This is a genomic window from Streptomyces sp. NPDC058650, assembly GCF_042717315.1.
Lineage (GTDB): Bacteria > Actinomycetota > Actinomycetes > Streptomycetales > Streptomycetaceae > Streptomyces.
On sequence record NZ_JBHXRL010000004.1, the window covers coordinates 64,695 to 82,412 of the forward strand.

Annotated in this window: 19 protein-coding genes; 12 read left to right on the plus strand and 7 right to left on the minus strand. The window is 72.2% G+C overall.

Annotation, left to right across the window (positions count from 1 at the left end; translation table 11 throughout):
- Positions 1-114 precede the first annotated feature (114 nt).
- From ACFWWU_RS08470 to ACFWWU_RS08485, 4 genes are all read left to right on the plus strand, one after another.
- On the plus strand, positions 115-1,392 hold the full coding sequence (locus tag ACFWWU_RS08470; protein WP_384140865.1) for a serine hydrolase domain-containing protein: 1,278 nt from the start codon (positions 115-117) through the stop codon (positions 1,390-1,392).
- A gap of 75 nt (positions 1,393-1,467) precedes the next feature.
- Complete coding sequence (locus tag ACFWWU_RS08475; protein WP_384140868.1) at positions 1,468-1,893, plus strand: helix-turn-helix domain-containing protein; 426 nt, start codon at positions 1,468-1,470, stop codon at positions 1,891-1,893.
- Between the two features lie 31 nt (positions 1,894-1,924).
- Positions 1,925-2,512 carry a hypothetical protein gene (locus ACFWWU_RS08480; RefSeq protein ID WP_384140871.1) on the plus strand — a complete coding sequence of 196 codons (588 nt, stop codon included), beginning with the start codon at positions 1,925-1,927 and terminating at the stop codon, positions 2,510-2,512.
- 129 nt (positions 2,513-2,641) lie between these two features.
- Entirely contained in the window at positions 2,642-2,986 is a 345-nt protein-coding gene (locus ACFWWU_RS08485; RefSeq protein ID WP_384140874.1) for a DUF2516 family protein, read from the plus strand.
- A 37-nt stretch (positions 2,987-3,023) separates the two neighbouring features.
- Here ACFWWU_RS08485 and ACFWWU_RS08490 read toward each other — a convergent pair whose 3' ends face one another.
- The 3 genes from ACFWWU_RS08490 to ACFWWU_RS08500 form a co-directional block, all read right to left on the minus strand.
- Positions 3,024-4,265, minus strand: coding sequence for a PP2C family protein-serine/threonine phosphatase (locus ACFWWU_RS08490; protein WP_384140877.1), 1,242 nt, complete (start codon positions 4,263-4,265; stop codon positions 3,024-3,026).
- Between the two features lie 478 nt (positions 4,266-4,743).
- Positions 4,744-5,793: an NlpC/P60 family protein gene (locus ACFWWU_RS08495; RefSeq protein WP_384140880.1), complete on the minus strand. Its 1,050-nt coding sequence runs from the start codon at positions 5,791-5,793 to the stop codon at positions 4,744-4,746.
- 238 nt (positions 5,794-6,031) lie between these two features.
- On the minus strand, positions 6,032-6,826 hold the full coding sequence (locus ACFWWU_RS08500) for a class I SAM-dependent methyltransferase (RefSeq protein WP_384140883.1): 795 nt from the start codon (positions 6,824-6,826) through the stop codon (positions 6,032-6,034).
- Between the two features lie 234 nt (positions 6,827-7,060).
- On the opposite strand from ACFWWU_RS08500, the gene mshA reads away from it, so the two are divergent.
- A complete protein-coding gene (gene mshA, locus ACFWWU_RS08505; RefSeq protein WP_384140886.1) occupies positions 7,061-8,428 on the plus strand; it encodes a D-inositol-3-phosphate glycosyltransferase in 1,368 nt (455 codons plus the stop codon).
- A complete protein-coding gene (locus ACFWWU_RS08510; protein WP_384140889.1) occupies positions 8,421-9,032 on the plus strand; it encodes a YbjN domain-containing protein in 612 nt (203 codons plus the stop codon). Before mshA ends, ACFWWU_RS08510 begins: the two co-directional genes overlap by 8 nt.
- 36 nt (positions 9,033-9,068) lie before the next feature.
- Here the strand turns inward: ACFWWU_RS08510 and ACFWWU_RS08515 are convergent, their stop codons facing one another.
- Positions 9,069-10,058, minus strand: coding sequence for an AraC family transcriptional regulator (locus ACFWWU_RS08515; protein ID WP_384140892.1), 990 nt, complete (start codon positions 10,056-10,058; stop codon positions 9,069-9,071).
- A 103-nt stretch (positions 10,059-10,161) separates the two neighbouring features.
- Between ACFWWU_RS08515 and ACFWWU_RS08520 the strand changes: the two genes are divergently transcribed.
- Positions 10,162-11,076, plus strand: a complete 915-nt coding sequence (locus ACFWWU_RS08520; protein ID WP_384140895.1) for an MBL fold metallo-hydrolase — start codon at positions 10,162-10,164, stop codon at positions 11,074-11,076.
- 54 nt (positions 11,077-11,130) lie between these two features.
- On the opposite strand, the gene ACFWWU_RS08525 is transcribed toward ACFWWU_RS08520, so the two are convergent.
- Positions 11,131-12,423, minus strand: a complete 1,293-nt coding sequence (locus ACFWWU_RS08525; RefSeq protein ID WP_384140898.1) for an MDR family MFS transporter — start codon at positions 12,421-12,423, stop codon at positions 11,131-11,133.
- 126 nt (positions 12,424-12,549) lie between these two features.
- Between ACFWWU_RS08525 and ACFWWU_RS08530 the strand changes: the two genes are divergently transcribed.
- The 3 genes from ACFWWU_RS08530 to ACFWWU_RS08540 all read left to right on the plus strand — a co-directional run bounded on the left by ACFWWU_RS08530 (position 12,550) and on the right by ACFWWU_RS08540 (position 14,440).
- Positions 12,550-13,308 (plus strand): phosphoglyceromutase, encoded by a 759-nt coding sequence (locus tag ACFWWU_RS08530; RefSeq protein WP_384140901.1) that lies wholly within the window; start codon positions 12,550-12,552, stop codon positions 13,306-13,308.
- A 183-nt stretch (positions 13,309-13,491) separates the two neighbouring features.
- Positions 13,492-13,845, plus strand: coding sequence for a hypothetical protein (locus ACFWWU_RS08535; protein WP_384140904.1), 354 nt, complete (start codon positions 13,492-13,494; stop codon positions 13,843-13,845).
- A gap of 112 nt (positions 13,846-13,957) precedes the next feature.
- Positions 13,958-14,440: a GNAT family N-acetyltransferase gene (locus tag ACFWWU_RS08540; RefSeq protein ID WP_384140907.1), complete on the plus strand. Its 483-nt coding sequence runs from the start codon at positions 13,958-13,960 to the stop codon at positions 14,438-14,440.
- A 56-nt stretch (positions 14,441-14,496) separates the two neighbouring features.
- Here the strand turns inward: ACFWWU_RS08540 and ACFWWU_RS08545 are convergent, their stop codons facing one another.
- Together ACFWWU_RS08545 and phoU are read right to left on the minus strand one after the other, a co-directional pair.
- The gene (locus ACFWWU_RS08545) at positions 14,497-14,649 is read right to left on the minus strand and encodes a hypothetical protein (protein ID WP_189507046.1); all 153 of its coding nucleotides are present in this window, start codon (positions 14,647-14,649) and stop codon (positions 14,497-14,499) included.
- A 142-nt stretch (positions 14,650-14,791) separates the two neighbouring features.
- Positions 14,792-15,472 carry a phosphate signaling complex protein PhoU gene (gene phoU / locus ACFWWU_RS08550; protein WP_384140911.1) on the minus strand — a complete coding sequence of 227 codons (681 nt, stop codon included), beginning with the start codon at positions 15,470-15,472 and terminating at the stop codon, positions 14,792-14,794.
- Between the two features lie 265 nt (positions 15,473-15,737).
- On the opposite strand from phoU, the gene ACFWWU_RS08555 reads away from it, so the two are divergent.
- Complete coding sequence (locus tag ACFWWU_RS08555) at positions 15,738-16,967, plus strand: sensor histidine kinase (protein ID WP_384140914.1); 1,230 nt, start codon at positions 15,738-15,740, stop codon at positions 16,965-16,967.
- Positions 16,964-17,644, plus strand: a complete 681-nt coding sequence (locus tag ACFWWU_RS08560; RefSeq protein WP_017242433.1) for a response regulator transcription factor — start codon at positions 16,964-16,966, stop codon at positions 17,642-17,644. The genes ACFWWU_RS08555 and ACFWWU_RS08560 overlap by 4 nt, the downstream gene beginning before the upstream one ends.
- Positions 17,645-17,718: the final 74 nt, after the last annotated feature.

Consider the following 17,718-nt stretch of genomic DNA (forward strand, 5'->3'; position numbering starts at 1 on the left):
CCCCCTGCCGCGACAGCGGTTGACCTTGACCTCGGGTCAAGGTGCACGCTCGCCGCACGGCCGCCGCGAAGGGGGCTTCCAGGGGATCGAACGCTGTGGGCAAGGAGCTTCACGATGAGCACGAGCACGACGAGCACGAGCACGACGAGCGCGACGAGCGCGACGTACACGAGCAACGGCGGCTTCTCCGAGGCAGGGCTGCGGCGCCTGCGCGAGGTGCTGGAACGGCACGTCGAGTCGAAGCGGATTCCCGGGCTGGTCGCCCTGGTCAGCCGCGGCGGCCGGACGCATGTCGAAGCGGTCGGGACGATGCGCCATGACGGTGGCGCGCCGATGCGCCGGGACACGATCTTCCGGATGGCGTCCACGACCAAGCCGGTCACGACGGCGGCGGCGATGATCCTGCTCGACGAGTGCAGGTTGCGCCTGGACGAGCCGGTGGATCCGTGGCTGCCCGAACTCGCCGGCCGGCGGGTGCTGACACGGCCCGACGGCCCGCTGGACGACACCGTGCCGGCGCGGCGGCCGATCACCGTACGGGACCTGCTGACCTCCACCTTCGGGCTCGGCGTGGACTTCGCGTTGCTGGACTCCCCGATCAGGGCCGCGACCTTCGAGCGGACCGACTACAGCGTGGCGTCCGGCCCGGCGCCCGAGCCGGACGAGTGGATGCGCCGCCTCGGCGAGCTGCCCCTGTCGTACCAGCCCGGAGAACGGTGGCAGTACGACCTGAGCAACGAGGTGCTGGGCGTGCTGGTCGCCAGGGTCGCGGGCCGGCCGCTGGAGACGTTCCTGCGCGAGCGCGTCCTCGATCCGCTGGGGATGAAGGACACCGGATTCCACGTACCCGCCGACAAGATCGACCGGCTGCCGCCCCTCTACGGACCGGACCCGCAGACCGGCGAGTTCCTCGTGTGGGACGAAGCGGAGGGCGGAAGGACCAGCCGGCCTCCGGCGTTCCAGGGCGCCGGCGGCGGGCTGGTCTCCACCGTCGACGACTACCACGCCTACTTCCGGATGCTGCTGAACCACGGCATGCACGGCGGCGAACGGATCCTCTCCCGACCGGCTGTCGAGCTGATGACCACGAACCGCCTCGCGCCCGCGCAGCAAGCCGCCCGCGACGCCATGTACGGGAACATCGCCCACGTCACCGTCGGCCAAGGGCAGCACGGCGGCTGGGGCTTCGGGATGGCGGTCCGCACCCACCGCGGCGACTACGCGCCCGTCGGCCAGTTCGGCTGGGACGGCGGTACGGGCACCACGGCCTACGCCGACCCGGAAAACGGGCTCACCGGAATCCTGCTCACCCAGGTGGGGATGTCCACCCCCGACTCCGCGCGCCTCATCCACGACTTCTGGACCACGCTCTACCAGGCCCTCGACGACTGACTGACGCCCACGCCGCGCGACACTATTGCAAGCGCCTGCTTGCAATAGTTAGCAGAGGCTGGCATGGTCGGGGGCATGGCATCGCTCAACGTCGGCAATCTCGGTGAGTACCTCCGCGAGCAGCGGAGGACCGCGCAGCTGTCCCTGCGGCAGCTCGCCGACGCCGCCGGCGTGTCGAATCCGTACCTGAGTCAGATCGAGCGCGGGCTGCGCAAGCCCAGCGCGGAGGTGTTGCAGCAGGTCGCCAAGGCGCTGCGGATCTCCGCCGAGACGCTCTACGTGCGGGCCGGGATCCTCGACGAGAAGGAGCGGGAGGAGCTGGAGACGCGCGCCGTCATCCTGGCCGATCCCTCGATCAACGAGCGGCAGAAGCAGGTGCTGCTCCAGATCTACGACTCGTTCCGCAAGGAGAACCTCGCCGAGGCCGAGGCAGCCGCCAAGGCCGCCGGAGCCGAGGTTCCGGCCGCCGCCGCACCCGATGCCGAATCGCCTTCGCGTTAGTACGTACGTCACACCCGGGAGGACCACCAGCATGGCCATCATCGACGAACTGCGTACCCCTCTCTACTTCGCCGCCGGCACCGCCGACCTCGCCGTGCGGCAGGCCAAGAAGGTCCCCGGCCTGATCGAGCAGATCGCCGCCGAGGCGCCCGCCCGTATCGAGGCCGTGCGGAAGACCGACCCGAAGGCCGTGCAGGAGAAGGTGACCGCGCAGGCCAAGGAGGCCCAGGTCACCGTGCAGTCGAAGTTCGCCGACGTCGTCGGCGGTCTCGACACGGACCTCAAGAAGCTCGGTGAGACCGCCCAGGACCTCGCCCTCCGCGGCGTGGGCGTCGCCGCCGAGTACGCGGTCAAGGCGCGCGAGAAGTACGAGGAGGTCGCCGCCCACGGCGAGGAGGCCGTCAAGGCCTGGCGTGGCGAGGCCGCCGAGCAGATCACGGAGATCGCCATCGTCGTCGAGCCGGTGTCGGACGAGACGCCCGTGGCGGACGAGCCGTCAGCGGACGAGCCGGTCGCCGAGGCCGAGACCGAGGCCGAGGCCGAGAAGGCGCCCGCCAGGAAGACCACCGCTCGCAAGGCCTCCGCCAAGAAGACGACGGTCGCCGCCGAGAAGGAGTGAAGGAGCGAAGGAGTGAGGGACTCAGGGAGGAGGGGAGAGGGCGGGCACCAATACGGGTAGCCGACGCGTTGTAACGGGTACCTTGACCGCGAGGCGCTTTCTCCACATCACCACTAGGCGGTGCTCAGTATGTTGCGCGCGGGATTCGACTCCCTTCTCACCCTGGTGATCTTCCTGATCTTCACCGGCTTCGCCGTGGCCGCGCTCGTCTTCGCCGCCATGGCGCGCGAGGACGCCTACCGCGCCGCCGAGAAGCAGACGAAGAAGTTCTGGCTGATCATCCTGGGCATCAACCTCGCCCTGAACCTGCTGGTGCCGATGCTGTTCCTGCAGATCGCCGGGGTCATCGCCGCCATCGTCTTCATGGTGGACGTGCGCCCCGCGCTCGCGCAGGTCTCCGGCGGAGGCCGGGGCCACCGTGGCGGCGGCTCCAGCAGCGACGGACCGTACGGCCCCTACAACGGCGGCCGATAGCGGAGCGCAGGAGATTTCTGCGGGGCAGGGCCTGGGGTTATCCCCGGGCCCTGTCCCGTTCCAGGGCCAGGACGGCTACGTCGTCCGTCAGCTCGCCGCCGTTCAGCGACCGCACCTCCGTCACGGCCGCCTCCAGGAGCTCCTCGCCCCGCAGGCCCTCGGCCAGCTGCCGGTTGATCATCTGGACCATCCCGTCCTGGCCGAGCCGCGGCGAGCCGGGGCCGGCCGAGCGGCCCTCGATCAGTCCGTCCGTGTACATGAGCAGGCTCCACGCCCCGCCCAGCTCCACCTGGCGGCGCGGCCAGCGGGCGCGCGGCAGCAGCCCCAGGGCCGGGCCGCCGTCCTCGTACGGGAGCAGCCGGGCCGCCCGTCCCTGCCGGGCGATCAGCGGTGACGGGTGGCCGGCGAGGCAGAGGCCCGCCCGGCGCCCGTCGGGTGCGATGTCGACGGTGCAGAGGGTCGCGAAGATCTCCTCGCTCTCCCGCTCGTGCTCCAGGACCTGCTGCATCGTCGAGAGCAGCTCGTCCCCGCACAGCCCCGCGAAGGTCAGCGCCCGCCACGCGATCCGCAGCTCGACCCCGAGGGCTGCCTCGTCGGGGCCGTGACCGCAGACGTCGCCGATCATGGCGTGGACGGTGCCGTCGGGCGTGCGGACGGTGTCGTAGAAGTCGCCGCCGAGCAGCGCGCGGGAGCGGCCGGGCCGGTAGCGGGCCGCGAACCGCAGGTCCGAGCCCTCCAGGAGCGGGGTCGGGAGCAGCCCGCGCTCCAGGCGGGCGTTCTCCTGGGCCCGCAGCCGGGACTCGGCCAGCTTCACCTGGACGGCGTCGGCGCGCTTGCGCTCGACCGCGTACCGGATGGCCCGGGTGAGCAGCCGCCCGTCGAGCTCCTCGCGGAAGAGGTGGTCCTGGGCCCCGACCCGTACCGCCTCGGCCGCCAGCTCCGCGTCCGCCGAGGCCGCGAGGGCGAGGACGGCGTGGCGCGGCGCGAGGCGCAGGATGTGCCGGAGCGGCGCGAGCGGGTCGTCCCCCGCGGCGGCGCGGGGGCCGGGCAGCGAGAGGTCGACGAGGACACAGTGGACGTCGTCGGTCAGGAGCCGCTCGGCCTCGGTGAGGTTGCGGGCGGTACGGATGCGTACGCGCGTCCCGGAGGCGTCCGCCGCGTCGAGCAGTTCGGGTACGGCGAGGGCACCCGCCGGGTCGTCCTCGACGACCAGGAGAGTGAGATCGGTGCGATCGCGGTCGGTTCCTGTGCCTGTGCCTGTCATAACGGTGGCGTCCATAGCGGTGGCGTCGCCGGGTCCCGCGGCAGCAGAGACGATTCTCTGACGCGGTACGGATACGGGCATCGGTCCGGAGCTTCCTTCCCTCCCCCCGAGGGTGCGCAGGGCGCCGGGTGGCGCCCCGCCCGTCCCGGACCCTAGCGGTAGGTCGGTGCGCAACGGAATGGTGATCAGTGGGGGAGTGGCCTCCCCGGGCTTGGCATATGCCGCGGAAGGGGAGGTAGTTGTCGTGGGAAGGGGCGCGGGGGCCGTGGGAGGGGCCCGGCGGCAATGAGAAAGGTCACGCCGGGTGCGGGACGTCCGTCAGGTCGGGCGGATGAATCCGGTCACAGAGGGCCGGAATCCCGCCGGAACCCCACGGGAATGCGGCTGGGCTCGCGCCGGAACGCCGCCGGAACGCCGCCGGAATCCTGCCGGGTCCCGCCGGAATGCGGCCCCGGCCGGCTGCCACCCCGGCCCGTGACTGCCTCGGCCCGCGCTACCCCGGTCGGACGACTCCCAGGATCTCCATCGAGCCCGCCCCCGCGATCGTCACGTTCCGGCCCGGGCGCGGCGCGTGCACCATCGCGCCCTTGCCGATGTACATCCCGATGTGGCTCGCGTCCTTGAAGTAGACGATCAGGTCGCCCGGGCGCATGTCCTTGATGTCCACGCGCGGCAGCAGCCTCCACTGCTCCTGCGAGGTGCGCGGGATCGGGAGCCCCGCCTTGGCCCAGGCCAGCTGGGTCAGGCCGGAGCAGTCGAACGAGTCCGGGCCCTCCGCCCCCCACACGTACGGCTTGCCGATCTGCGCCGTCGCGAACTGCACCGCCGTCTTGCCCTGCGCGGTCGCCCCGGTCTTGAGGTCGCCGAGGATGCCGGTGTCGAGCCACGTCGTCTGGGCCCGGTACTGCGCCTGCTCCTCAAGGCGGCGCAGTCGCTCGCGCTCCTCGGCGGCGAGTGCGGACTCCAGCTTCTTGGCCGCGGCGATCTTGTCGTTGATCTCCTTCTTCGCCTGGGCCTGCTTGACCCGGTGGGCCTCCAGCTTGGTCCAGTTGTCGCCGGCGTCCTTGGCGTAGAGGCCCAATTCGGCCTGGGTGCGGGTCATCTCGCCGAGGAGGTCCGTGGTGGCCTTCGCCCCGGCCTTGAGCCGTCCCGCGGAGTCGAGGAAGAGCTGCGGGTCGTCGGTGAGGACGAGCTGCGCGCCTTCCGGGAGCCCGCCGTTGCGGTACTGGGCGCGGGCGGCGGCGCCCGCCTTCGCCTTGAGGTCCTCGACCTTCTCGCGGCCCTCGACGATCATCCGGGCGAGCCGGACGATCTCGGCGGACTGCTCCTTGGTGTTCTCCTCGGCGAGGTTGTACGCGTCGGTGGCGACGGCGGCCTGCCGGTACAGGCCGTCTATCTCCTTGCGTACCTCCTCCAGGCTCTTCTTCGGCAGGGGAGGGGGCAGCGGCGCGGCGGCGGCCTGGAGGGTCAGCGCGGGTGAGGCCAGCACCGCCAGGGCGCAGATCACGGTGATCGCGGCGGTGGTGTGGCGACGTCGGTTCACAAGCTCCCCCTCGTAAACGGCCCGCGTCTCTATCTGATTTACCGTCAGTAACTTAGCGGTGACCTTGGCGATAGTGCCATGCGAGACCGGAAAACAACAGGGGAAACCTGGGCCTGTCGGGCCGGTCCTCCTCAAGGGGACGAGTGATGCGCGGGTGGCGTTCCCGACGTACGCGAAATTCAGCGGGAGTTGGGGAAAGCGCCCGGGGAAGGGGAGGGCCGGCAGGGCCCGGGCATCGTCAGCGCCGTGGCGCCAGCGCCTCCCACCGCACCGTCACCTCGCCCTGCCGCCACCGCCGCGGACCGTCCGTCAGCGGCCAGTCCGCCGCCAGTTCGCGTACGGAGCGGATCCAGCGCTGCCGCGCGCCCAGCGAGGCGTACGGGGCGGCCGCCGCCCACGCCCGGTCGAAGTCCCGGAGGAAGGCGTGCACCGGCTCGCCCGGTACGTTGCGGTGGATGAGCGCCTTCGGGAGCCGCTCCGCCAGATCCGAGGGCCGCTCCAGCGAGCCGAGCCGGGTCGCGAAGGTCACCGTGCGCGGACCGCTCCGGTCGAGGGCCACCCACACGTGCCGCCGCCCGATCTCGTCGCAGGTGCCCTCGACGAGCAGCCCTCCGGGCGCGAGCCGCCCGCACAGCCGGGCCCACACGGCCGCGACCTGCTCCTCGTCGTACTGGCGCAGCACGTTCGCCGCCCGGATCAGGGCGACCGTGCCGGGCACCGGCACCTCGAAGCCGCCGTGCAGGAAGGAGATGCCCTCGTGCTCGTACGGCTTCGCGGCCTCGACGCGGGCGGGCTCGATCTCGATGCCGTAGAGCCGGGTGCGGGGCTCGGCGGTGCGCAGCCGGGCGAGGAGCTCGACGGCGGTCCAGGGGGCGGCCCCGTATCCGAGGTCGACCGCGAGCGGCGGCTCGGGGGAGCGGCGCAGGGCGGGGCCGTGGACGGCGGCGATCCAGCGGTCCATGCGGCGCAGACGGTTGGGGTTGGTGGTCCCGCGGGTCGGTGTGCCGACGGGGCGGGTGGTGCGCGGGGCCATGACACGAGCGTAAGGGGTGGGGTACGGCGGACCGGTCGCGACCAGGTGTGACCGTTCGGCGGCCGTTCCGCGACCGCTCCTCACTGTTCTCGACCGGTAATGAATTGGCAAAGCGCCCGGGCCGCCGGAAATGAAAGGGAGCATTCCGCTGTTGTCGGGGCTGAAGGGCGTCACCCGCCCTTCAGCTGTCATGCCCGACGCAGCGCAGTTCCCCCGAGCGGAAGGACCGCCGACGTGAGCCAGTACGTGTCCCGGTTCGCCGGTGCCCGGCACCGGCACCAGGCGCCGACCCGGCTCCGGCTCCCCGGCCGGAACCGCACCCCGCGCCGGATCGCCATGCTCAGCGTCCACACCTCCCCGCTGCACCAGCCGGGCACGGGTGACGCGGGCGGCATGAACGTCTACATCGTCGAGCTGGCCAGGCGCCTCGCCGCCATCGACATCGAGGTGGAGATCTTCACCCGGGCCACCACCGGCGGCCTCCCGCCGGTCGTCGAGCTCACCCCCGGCGTCCTCGTCCGGCACGTCGACGCCGGCCCGTACGAGGGTCTGGCCAAGGAGGAGCTGCCGGCCCAGCTCTGCGCCTTCACGCACGGCGTGATGCAGGCGTGGGCGGGTCACCGCCCCGGCCACTACGACCTCGTCCACTCCCACTACTGGCTCTCCGGCCACGTCGGCTGGCTCGCCGCCGAGCGCTGGGGCGTCCCGCTCGTCCACGCGATGCACACCATGGCGAAGGTCAAGAACGCGGCGCTCGCCGAGGGCGACACACCCGAGCCCGCGGCCCGCGTCATCGGCGAGATGCAGATCGTCTCGGCCGCCGACCGGCTCATCGCCAACACGGCCGAGGAGGCCGACGAGCTCGCCCGGTTCTACGAGGCCGACCCCGGCAAGATCGCGGTCGTCCACCCGGGCGTGAACCTCGACCACTTCCGCCCCGCCGACGGCCGCGCCGCCGCCCGCGCCCGCCTCGGGCTCCCGCAGGACGCCTTCATCCCGGTCTTCGCCGGCCGCATACAGCCCCTCAAGGCCCCGGACATCCTGCTGCATGCCGCCGCCCGGCTCCTGGAGCAGGACCCGTCGCTGCGCTCGCGCATGGTCGTCCCGGTCGTCGGCGGCCCGAGCGGCAGCGGCCTCGCCAAGCCGGAGGGCCTCCAGAAGCTCGCCGCCCGGCTCGGGATCTCGGACGTCGTGCGCTTCCACCCGCCGGTGGGGCAGGACCGGCTCGCGGACTGGTTCCGCGCGGCCAGCGTCCTCGTCATGCCCTCGTACAGCGAGTCCTTCGGCCTGGTCGCCATCGAGGCGCAGGCGGCCGGCACCCCGGTCGTCGCGGCGGCGGTGGGCGGTCTGCCCGTCGCCGTGCGGGACGACGTGACCGGCTTCCTCGTCCAGGGGCACGACCCGGCGGACTACGCCCGCGCGCTCGGCCGGTTCGTCGCCGACCCGGGCCTGTCGGACCGGATGGGCGCGGCGGCGGCGCTGCACGCCGGGTCGTTCGGCTGGGACACGGCGGCCTCGGGCACGGCCGATGTGTACACGGCCGCCATGCACGACCACCGGGTCCGCGAGAACCGCCGTCGCGTACGCTCCCACCATGGCTGAGGACGTGACCAGGGACGACGTGACCAGGGACGGCGTGGACGCGGACAGCGTGACCAAGGGCGACGTGACCAAGGACGGCGTGACCAAGAGCGGCGTGACCAAGGGTGACGTCGCCGCGGACGTACGGCGGATCATCGAGTCCACGCTCCAGGACGCGGAAGTGGAGTGGGAGTCCCCCGAGCCCGGCTCGTACGTCGTCAAACTCCCGGGCACGCGCAAGCTCTTCACGACGCTCTCGCTGCGCGCCGGCCGCCACTCGCTCTCCCTCAACGCCTTCGTCATCCGGCACCCGGACGAGAACGAGCCGGGCGTCCACCGCTGGCTGCTCGAACGCAACCTCAAGCTGTACGGGGTGAGTTACGCGGTCGACGGCCTCGGCGACATCTACCTCGCCGGGAAGCTCCCCCTCTCCGCCGTCACGCCCGAGGAGCTGGACCGGCTGCTCGGCTCGGTCCTCGAAGCGGCGGACGGCGACTTCAACACGCTCCTGGAGCTGGGGTTCGCGTCGGCGATCCGGCGCGAGTACGAGTGGCGGGTCTCGCGCGGCGAGTCGACCCGCAACCTCGACGCGTTCAAGAACCTGACGCAGCGCCCCGCCGACTGACCTGCGGGACAAGGCCCAACCGCTCCCTGCGGGCGCTCAGCCCGAGGTAGCGGCCCCCTGGTCGCTCCGGTACTGGCCCGGCGTCGTGCCGAACTCCCGGCGGAAGGCGTGCGAGAGGGCGTACGGGCTGGCGTAGCCGACGCGGCGGGCGACTGTGGCCAGCGGGTCCGTGGTGTCCCGGAGCAGGGCGGCGGCGCGCGTCAGCCGCCACCACGTCAGATACGCCATCGGGGGCCGGCCGACCAGCGCGGTGAAGCGGCGGGCCAGGGTGGGCCGGGAGACGCCCGCCTCGGCCGCGAGCCGGTCGTTGGTCCAGGGCGCGGCCGGGTCGGAGTGCAGTGCCCGCAGGGCGGCGGCGGTCACGGGGTCGCCGAGGGCGGCGGGCCACCTTCCGCCGCCCCCAGCTCCGCCCGCCGCTCCGCCCGCAGCTCCGCCCGCCGCTTCGTCCGTGGTCTCGGCCAGCCAGGACCGGATCATGTAGACGAGCAGCAGGTCGAGCAGGCTGGGCAGGGCGACGGAGGAGCCGGGCCGCCGGGCGTCGAGCTCGCCGCCGAGGAGGTCGACGGCGGCGCGGAGTTCGGGGTGGTGACCGACGCGGTTCGGCAGGTGGACGAGCGGGGGGAGCTCGGCGAGGAGCGGGTGCGCGCGGCCGTGGTCGAGCCGGTACTTGCCGCAGAGCATCTCCACCTCGCGCTCGCGCGCGTGGAACGCGGGCAGGCGAGGCTGCGGCAGGGTCCGGTCGGCCCACCGGGCGAACGGCACCGCCCGTGCCACGGTCGCCGCGTCGGCGGGCGAGTCGGCGATGACGTGCCCCGTACCGTGCGGGAGCAGCACCGCGTCCCCGGCGCCGAGCGCGACCGGCTCGCCGCCGTCGGGCAGCAGCCAGCAGGCGCCCTTCAGGACGACGTGGAAGCCGGCGCCGTCGTACGGGTCCAGCCGGGCGCACCAGACGCCGCCGACCCGTACGCGGTCGGAGGAGGGCCGCCCGACGCGTACGGCCGAGATCGCGTCGCTCACCAGGTCCATGACGCCAGCGTAGACGCCAGACCCTCGTGGATGAGCCGTACGCGTATGGGGAAGAGCAGAGGAAGCATCGAGAAGCTCATTCCCTCTCCCTAGGCTCGACGACATGAACACGGAGAGCGCGCAGCGCATCGTGCTGGGAGACGTCGAGGTCATCCGGGTCGTCGAGTGGCAGGGACCGTTCGGCCCGGCCCGCGGCATCGTCCCGGGCGTACGGGCCGAGGTGTGGAAGGACAACGAGGAGTGGCTCGCGCCGGACCACTGGGCGCCGGAGAGCGACAGCGCGGTCATGGCGCTGCAGAGCTGGGTGCTGCGCAGCGGGGGCCGGACGGTTCTGGTCGACACGGGGGTGGGCAACGGCCGCGAGCGGCCGCTTTCGCCGCACTTCCACCGGCAGGAGGGCGACTTCCTGGGCCGGCTGGAGCGGGCGGGGGTCCGTCCCGAGGACGTCGACGTCGTCGTCAACACCCACCTGCACGCCGACCACGTCGGCTGGAACACGCGGGACGTCCAGGGGGAATGGGTGCCGACCTTCCCGAACGCCGAGTACCTCGTACCGGCCGCCGACGACTTCCACTACGGCCCGGAGAACGGCTACGGCAACGGGCGCCACGAGGAGGACCGGCTCGTCTACGAGGACAGCGTCGCGCCGGTCCACCGCGCCGGGCAGGTCCGGCTGTGGGACGGGGCCCACCGCATCGACGGGAACCTGACCCTGGAGCCGGCGCCCGGCCACACGCCCGGTTCGGCGGTCCTGCGGCTCGCGTCCGGGGGAGACCGGGCGGTCTTCGTCGGCGACCTGGTGCACAGCCCCGTACAGCTCCTCGAACCGTCCTGCGCCAGCTGCTTCTGCCTGGACGCCGGCGGGGCCGCGGTGAGCCGCCGCCGGATCCTCGAACGGGCCGCCGACGAGCGGGAGCTGGTCGTGCCCGCGCACTTCGGCGGGGCGGGTGCCGCCGAAGTGCGCAGGGAGGGCGAGGGGTTCGGCCTCGTACGGTGGGCGGCGTACGGGACGGGGTGAAGGGGCGGGGTGAAGGGACGGAGTAAAGGGGCGGGGCCGGGCCGGGCCGGGGGCTCAGGCGTTGACGGAGGGGGCGGAGGTGTCGGCGCTGCTCTCCCCCTTGGGGACGCGGGGGGCGTCCTGCGGCGAGGTCTCCTCCGTCAGGGCCTTCCGCAGCCGCGTGTAGTACCCGACGGCGGCGACGACGCCGATGGCGGCGGTCGCCAGCCACAGGACGTCGGGGCCGGGCCCGTCGACGATCGCGCCGGCCGTGATGGGGGCGACGAAGCCGGCGACCGCCCAGGACATGCCCATGACGCCCTGGTAGCGGCCGCGGGCGTGCTCGGGGGCGAGGCGGGCGGTGGCGGCGGCGTTCGTCGGGACGTGGATCATCTCGCCGACCGTCCAGACGACCACGGTCACGGCGAAGGCGACGGAGGAGCCCGCGAGGGCGGTGGCGCCGGTGCCGAGGGCGAAGAGGAGGGAGGAGAGGGTCAGCAGGAGGACGGGGGAGCGCTTGTCGGTCAGCTTGTTGACGAGGAGCTGGAAGCCGACGATCACGATGCCGTTGACGGCGATGACCATGCCGAAGGAGGACGGGGGCAGACCCTGGTGCGCCATGGTCAGGGGGAGGCCGATCCAGGGGGCCGTGAAGACGACGCAGACGAGGAGGTTGAGGAGGACGAGCGTGCGGAAGGGGGCGTCGCGGAGCACGGTCAGCATGCTGACCTTCGCCTCGGCGACGGGCTCGCCCTGCTTGTCGACGGCGGCCTCGGGGCGGGTCTCGGGGAGCCGCAGGAAGACGATCACGGCGCACAGGACGGTGGCGACGGCGTCGACGACGAAGAGGGTGCGGTAGCCGAGGAAGGCCGCGGCGCCGCCGCCGATGGAGGCGATGGCGAAGCCGAGGTTGAGGGCCCAGTAGTTGAGGGCGTACGCCCGGCGCACGTCGTGGGCGGGGACCATGTCGGCAATCGTCGCGTTGATCGACGGCCGGACCGCCTGCATGGCGACGCCCATGAGGAGGACGACGGTGGCGATGGCCCAGGCGCTGGTGACGACGGCGAGGGCGGCGGCGCAGGCGGCGGCGGCCAGGTGCATCGTGACCATGGTGGGGCGGCGGCCCCAGCGGTCGGTGAGCGCGCCGCCGAGCGGCGAGCCGGCGACGCCGCCGAGGCCGTGGAGGGCGACGACGAGGCCGGCGAACCAGGCGGAGTGCCCGAGCTCCTGCGTCAGGTACAAGGACAGGAAGGTCAGGACGAAGGCCCCGGTCCGGTTGACCAGGGTCGACAGCCAGAGCCACCAGAACCCCCGGGGGAAACCGGAAACGGTCGCGCGAGCTGATCGTCTGAGCGAGTCGATGGACATGTGTGGCCGGCCCCCTGGTGTCTGTAAGCCCCTGTCACGGCTCCCGTAACTTACGTATCTCAGGTGCCGGACGCCAGCGAATTGACGACGCGCGTCAATCGTCGGCGGTCGATTAGGCTCGTACGCATGGCCGACGCACCGTACAAGCTGATCCTCCTCCGCCATGGCGAGAGCGAGTGGAACGAGAAGAATCTGTTCACCGGTTGGGTGGACGTGAACCTCACCGCCAAGGGCGAGAAGGAGGCGACGCGCGGCGGCGAGCTGCTCAAGGACGCCGGCCTGCTGCCCGACGTGCTGCACACCTCCCTCCAGAAGCGCGCCATCCGCACGGCGCAGCTCGCGCTGGAGTCCGCGGACCGCCACTGGATCCCGGTCCACCGCTCCTGGCGGCTGAACGAGCGCCACTACGGTGCCCTCCAGGGCAAGGACAAGGCCCAGACGCTCGCCGAGTTCGGCGAGGAGCAGTTCATGCTGTGGCGCCGCTCCTACGACACCCCGCCGCCGGCCCTCTCCGACGACAACGAGTACTCGCAGGCCCACGACGCGCGCTACGCGACGATCCCGCCGGAGCTGCGCCCGCGGACCGAGTGCCTCAAGGACGTCGTCGACCGGATGCTCCCGTACTGGTACGACAGCATCGTCCCGGACCTCCTCACCGGCCGCACGGTCCTGGTCGCGGCCCACGGCAACAGCCTCCGCGCCCTGGTCAAGCACCTGGACGGCATCTCGGACGCCGACATCGCGGGCCTGAACATCCCGACGGGCATCCCCCTGTCCTACGAGCTCGACGAGAACTTCAAGCCCCTCAACCCGGGCGGCACCTACCTCGACCCGGACGCGGCGGCGGCGGCCATCGAGGCCGTGAAGAACCAGGGCAAGAAGTAGCCCTGACAGCAGCCTGACAGCGCGTCATCAAGCCCCCGTCGGCGGACTTTCCGCTGATGGGGGCTTTGTGCTGGGCCGGACGAGTGAGGGCGAAACCTTACGGCTCGGGGGTGGCGCATACGGGGCGGGCGGCGCGGTAGGTGTGCCGGTGACACCCTTCCGTCTCACGAAACGAGAGTCCTCGTGCGTCTCCGGCACTCCGTCGCCGCCGCTTGCGGCGCCCTTGCCCTCACCGCCGCCCTCGCCACGCCCGCCCACGCCGCGACCGGCGACTTCGGCTACCACTTCGTCGGGCTGAACGGCGAGCCGCAGGCCGTCACCCTGCACGACCCGGCGAGCGGCGAGTGCGTCACGATCCCCGAGGCCGCCGACCCGGACGCCTCCGCGCCCGCGTTCGCGCCGCACAACGACACGGACGAGTTCGCGATCGTCTTCACCGAGCCCGGCTGCACCGGCGACTCCTGGACCCTCCGCCCCCACGGCCACCCCGCCACGGACCGCCTCCAGCTCCGCTCGGTCGTGTTCCTCCCCCACTAGGGACGGCGCGCGCCTGACGGCCCCCCGACCGCTGCTCGCCGGCGGTCAGGGGGCCGTCGTGCCGCGATATTCGCGGGCGGGCGCCGCGCCGCATCCTTTAACGTTCCAGGTCATGAGCACGCCACAGCCCCGTACGTCACTCCGTCTGGAGCGCGTCACTCCCGAGAACGTCGACGCCGCCCTGGAGCTGCGCGTCCACCCCCATCAGGAGCGCAACGTCTCCCCCGTCGTGAAATCCCTCGCCGAGGCGTACGCCTTCGGGGAGACCGCCTGGCCCCGGCTCATCTTCGACGGGGACGAGCTCGTCGGCTTCCTCATGGCCTTCCTCGACATCCCGTGGAACGAGGCGCGGGACCCCGCCGACCGCCGCAGCGGCCTCTGGCGGCTCAACATCGCCGCCACCGGACAGGGCAAGGGGTACGGGCGCTTCGCCGTCGAGGCGGTGCGCGACGAGCTCCGGCGGCGCGGCACGGGACAGCTGTACGTGACCTGGGAGCCCGGCGAGGACGGGCCCGGCGAGTTCTACCGCCGGCTCGGTTTCCGTACGACCGGCGAGGTCAGCGGCGCTCAGACCGTCGGCGTACTCGACATCTGAGGAAGAGGAACGAGGGGGCCGGGGCCTCGGCCCCGACCCCCTCCTCCTCACACCGGTCAGCCCGAGCAGCCCCCGCACTGGCACGGCGAGCCCGACTGGCAGCCGCAGCCGCAGCCCGAGCCGCAGCCGCAGGCGCCGAGTACGGGCAGGAACTCCGTCCCGCGCGGGGCCTCCTGCTGAGGATCGGTCGTCATAGGGGATTCGGCCATGGGGTCCCTCCCTTTCGAGGCGCGCGTCGCCTCCCCCCATTGCATGCCCACTCGGACCGGCGCATCAACGGCGCATCGGAGCCCGTGCGCTCAGGGCCTGTCCGGCGGATCACGACCGGGGCCCTGATCCGCCGGACAGGGCCTACGCGCCCTCCACCGGCGAGTCCGCCGCCTGCAGCTCGTCCGCGTGCTCACCCGTCACCAGGTACACGACGCGCTTCGCCACCGACACCGCGTGGTCCGCGAACCGCTCGTAGTACCGGCCGAGCAGCGTCACGTCCACGGCCGTCTCGATGCCGTGCCGCCAGCGGTCGTCCATCAGGTGCTGGAACAGCGTCCGGTGCAGCAGGTCCATCTCGTCGTCGTCCTGCTCCAGCTGGAGCGCCAGGTCGACGTCCTTCGTGATGATGACCTCCGCCGCCTTCGCCATCAGGCGCTGCGCCAGCTGCCCCATCTCCAGGATGGTCGCGTGCAGGTCACCCGGCACCGCCGTGTCCGGGAACCGCAGCCGCGCCAGCTTCGCCACGTGCTGCGCCAGGTCGCCCGAACGCTCCAGGTCGGCGCTCATGCGCAGCGAGGTGACCACGATCCGCAGGTCCGTCGCCACCGGCTGCTGCCGGGCGAGCAGCGCTATCGCCCGGGCCTCCAGATCGTGCTGGAGGTCGTCGACCTTCTGGTCCGCCGCGATCACGCTCTCCGCGAGCTTCAGGTCCGCGTCGAGCATCGCCGTCGTGGCGCGCCCGATCGCCGATCCGACGAGTCGGGCCATCTCGACCAGGCTCTCGCCGATCGAGTCCAGTTCCTCGTGGTACGCGTCCCGCATGGATGTCCCTCTCTACGCAAAGCTCCGGGGTCCGGGTGGGGCTTCGGACCCCCACGCTTCCACGTTCGGCCCCTTACGCGTCCGGTTCCACCCCCTCATGTGAATCGACACTTTCCTCTAGGTGAACTCTGGGCGACACGCGCCACCTCCGCCGTCGCAGCAAATGAATCACCACCGTCTCCACGGTGAACTCTGGGCGACGACTGTTCGAGGAGCCACTCGGACGGCTGGGAGAGAGTCCGTCGGGCCGCATAACCTTGAGGGCATGGACGTGAACGCGGCGGTCGCCGCATTGGCAGCGATCGCCGGCGTGTGCACCGGCGTGATCGCCATGCTGGCGTTCCGCTGGAGCGAGCGCGACCAGGCGCGGCCCACCCGAACCTCCCTGCACACCGACGCCGTGCTCCCGCCCGGCGTCGACACCGTGCTGTCCGTACTGCGCTCCTCCGCGGTCGTCCTCGACGAGAGCGACTCCGTGGTCAAGGCCAGTTCGGCGGCGTACGCCCTCGGCCTGGTCCGGGGCGGCAAGCTGGCCGTGGAGCCCATGCTCAACATGGCCCGCGACACCCGTCGCGACGGCGAGATACGACAGGTCGAGCTGGACCTGGCCCGGCGCGGCACCGGACGCGGCGAAGCCCTCGCCGTCTCCGCCCGGGTCGCCCCGCTGGGCTCGCGGCTCGTGCTGCTGCTGGTCGAGGACCTCACCGAGGCCCGTCGTATCGAAGCGGTGCGGCGCGATTTCGTCGCCAACGTGAGCCATGAGCTCAAGACGCCGACGGGCGCGCTCTCCCTGCTCTCCGAGGCGGTCATGGACGCCTCGGACGACCCCGAGGCGGTCACCCGCTTCGCCGGCCGCATGCAGATCGAGGCGACCCGCCTCACCAACCTCGTACAGGAGCTCATCGACCTCTCCCGCGTGCAGAACGACGACCCGCTGGAGGACTCCGAGCCGGTGTCCGTGGACGAGCTCGTCGCCGAGGCGATCGACCGCTCGCGGCACGCCGCCTCCACCAAGCAGATCACCATGGTCTCCGGCGGCGCCGCCGACCTGCGCGTCTGGGGGAGCCGCGGTCAGCTCGCCGCCGCCCTCGGCAACCTCGTCGAGAACGCGGTCAACTACTCACCGGCCCACACCCGCGTCGGCGTCGCGGCACGCAAGATCGCCGCGCCCGGCGGCGACCTGATCGAGATAGCCGTCACCGACCAGGGCATCGGCATCCCCGACAAGGACAAGGAGCGCGTCTTCGAGCGCTTCTACCGCGTCGACCCGGCCCGCTCCCGTGCCACCGGCGGTACGGGGCTCGGCCTCGCCATCGTCAAGCACGTGGCCGCCTCGCACGGTGGCGAGGTCACCGTGTGGAGCACCGAGGGTCAGGGCTCCACCTTCACCCTGCGGCTGCCCGAGGCGGGCTCCGCACGGGACCGCCGGCCCGTCTCTTCTCCCACCCCAGATCTCATGACCGAACCGCTTCCCGCCCCGGAGGTCCTTCCGTGACCCGAGTGCTCGTCGTCGAGGATGAGGAATCCTTCAGCGACGCCCTGTCGTACATGCTCCGCAAGGAAGGCTTCGAGGTCGCCGTGGCGGCGACCGGACCCGACGGCCTCGACGAGTTCGAGCGCAACGGAGCCGACCTCGTCCTCCTCGACCTGATGCTTCCGGGCCTGCCCGGTACCGAGGTGTGCCGCCAGCTGCGCGGCCGCTCGAACGTCCCGGTGATCATGGTGACCGCCAAGGACAGCGAGATCGACAAGGTCGTCGGCCTGGAAATAGGAGCCGACGACTACGTGACCAAGCCCTTCTCCTCGCGGGAGCTGGTCGCCCGCATCCGCGCGGTGCTCCGCCGCCGCGGGGAGCCGGAGGAGGTCACCCCGGCGGCCCTGGAGGCCGGTCCGGTCCGCATGGACGTCGACCGCCACGTGGTGACGGTCTCGGGCGGCAAGGTCGACCTGCCGCTGAAGGAGTTCGACCTCCTGGAGATGCTGCTGCGCAACGCGGGCCGTGTGCTGACCCGTATGCAGCTCATCGACCGGGTGTGGGGCGCGGACTACGTCGGCGACACGAAGACCCTCGACGTCCACGTGAAGCGCCTCCGCGCCAAGATCGAACCGGACCCGGGCGCCCCGCGCTACCTGGTGACGGTCCGCGGCCTCGGGTACAAGTTCGAGCCGTAGGCCGACCCCCCGACCGAGGGGGCCGGACGGAGCCCGGCCCAGCGCCCCGAAGCCTGAGCCGGGGCTACGAGCGC